General features: G+C 48.2%; 1 protein-coding gene. It reads right to left on the bottom strand.

Going from position 1 to position 2,133, the window contains the following annotated elements; genetic code table 11:
- The coding region (locus C7972_RS24030) for a hypothetical protein (protein WP_181422998.1) at positions 1-2,133 on the bottom strand (2,133 nt) is incomplete at both ends.

Genomic DNA, 2,133 nt, shown 5'->3' on the forward strand with positions numbered 1-2,133 from the left:
CCACTCCACCGTTCCGGAAGCATCGGTGACCAATACCTGGTCGTTACCGCCGCTCAATATGTTTTCTGTCTGAACCGCATCGTCCGCCAACTTGGCATTGGTAACCGCGTCATTACCTAATTTTATTGTGGTCACTGCCCCATCATTCAGTTTTGCCGTTACTATGGAAAGGTCCTCTACTTTAAAGGGATCCCCAACGGTTCCCGCTCCTGTTATGGTAACCTGATCGGCAATGGTCGAAAAGCTCGACTTATCAATCCACTCCACCGTTCCGGAAGCATCGGTGACCAATACCTTGTCATTACCGCCGCTCAATATGTTTTCTGTCTGTACCGCATCGTCCGCCAGTTTGGCATTGGTAACCGCGTCATCATCCAATTTTATTGTGGTAACCGCTCCATCGTCCAGTTTTGCCGTTACTATGGATAGATCCTCTACTTTAAAAGGATCCCCAACAGTACCTACACCCGTAATCGTTACCTGGTCGGCCAAAACAGCAAAGCTCGACTTATCCACCCAGACCACTGTTCCAGCAGCATCGGTGACCAATACCTGATCGTTACCACCTGAGGAAATATCCTCCGTTAAAATGGTACCGTTCAATATGTTTTCTGTCTGTACCGCATCGTCTGCCAACTTAGCATTGGTAACGGAGTCATCATCTAATTTTATTGTGGTCACTGCCCCATCGTTCAATTTTGCCGTTACTATGGATAGGTCCTCTACTTTAAAGGGATCCCCAACAGTTCCTGCTCCTGTAATGGTAACCTGGTCCGCAATGGCCGAAAAACTCGACTTATCAACCCACTCCACCGTTCCGGAAGCATCGGTGACCAATACCTGGTCATTACCGCCGCTCAATATGTTTTCCGTATGAACCGCATCGTCCGCCAACTTGGCATTGGTAACGGCGTCATCACCTAATTTTATTGTGGTCACTGCCCCATCGTTCAATTTTGCCGTTACTATGGATAGATCCTCTACTTTAAAGGGATCCCCAACAGTTCCTGCTCCTGTAATGGTAACCTGGTCCGCAATGGCCGAAAAACTCGACTTATCAACCCACTCCACCGTTCCGGAAGCATCGGTGACCAATACCTGGTCGTTACCGCCGCTCAATATGTTTTCTGTCTGTACCGCATCGTCCGCCAATTCTGCATTGGTAATTCCATCGGCCGATACGTCCAAGGTATAGGGACTAACCGTTGTTCCTGCACCTGAACGTACCAAAGTGCCATCCGTGGCGTTTGTCACCTCGTTTCCGATTACACCATCAACTTCCGTTACCGTCACTGAGCCTAAATCTACTAAAATCCAGTCGGTACCGTCCCATTGCATTACCTGCCCGGAGACCGTACCATCAGCGATGTTTTCCAATTGCACCGCATCATCCGCCAATTTAGCATTGGTAACCGCGTCAGGGCCAAGCTTGGAATTTACTATGGAAAGATCCTCTACTTTAAAAGGATCCCCAACAGTACCTACACCCGTAATCGTTACCTGGTCGGCCAAAACAGCAAAGCTCGACTTATCCACCCAGACCACTGTTCCAGCAGCATCGGTGACCAATACCTGATCGTTACCACCTGAGGAAATATCCTCCGTTAAAATGGTACCGTTCAATATGTTTTCTGTCTGAACCGCATCGTCCGCCAATTTAGCATTGGTCACTGCATCATCGTCCAATTTTGCCGTTACTATGGATAAATCCTCTACTTTAAAAGGATCCCCAACAGTTCCTACACCCGTAATCGTTACCTGGTCGGCCAAAACAGCAAAGCTCGACTTATCCACCCAGACCACTGTTCCAGCAGCATCGGTGACCAATACCTGATCGTTACCACCTGAGGAAATATCCTCCGTTAAAATGGTACCGTTCAATATGTTTTCTGTCTGAACCGCATCGTCCGCCAATTTAGCATTGGTCACTGCATCATCGTCTAGTTTTGCCGTTACTATGGAAAGATCCTCTACTTTAAAAGGATCCCCAACAGTTCCTGCTCCTGTTATGGTAACCTGATCGGCAATGGCCGAAAAACTCGACTTATCAATCCACTCCACCGTTCCGGAAGCATCGGTGACCAATACCTGGTCGTTACCGCCGCTCAATATGTTTTCTGTCTGAACCGCATC

Source organism: Arenibacter sp. ARW7G5Y1, from assembly GCF_003201775.1.
Taxonomy (GTDB): Bacteria; Bacteroidota; Bacteroidia; order Flavobacteriales; family Flavobacteriaceae; genus Arenibacter.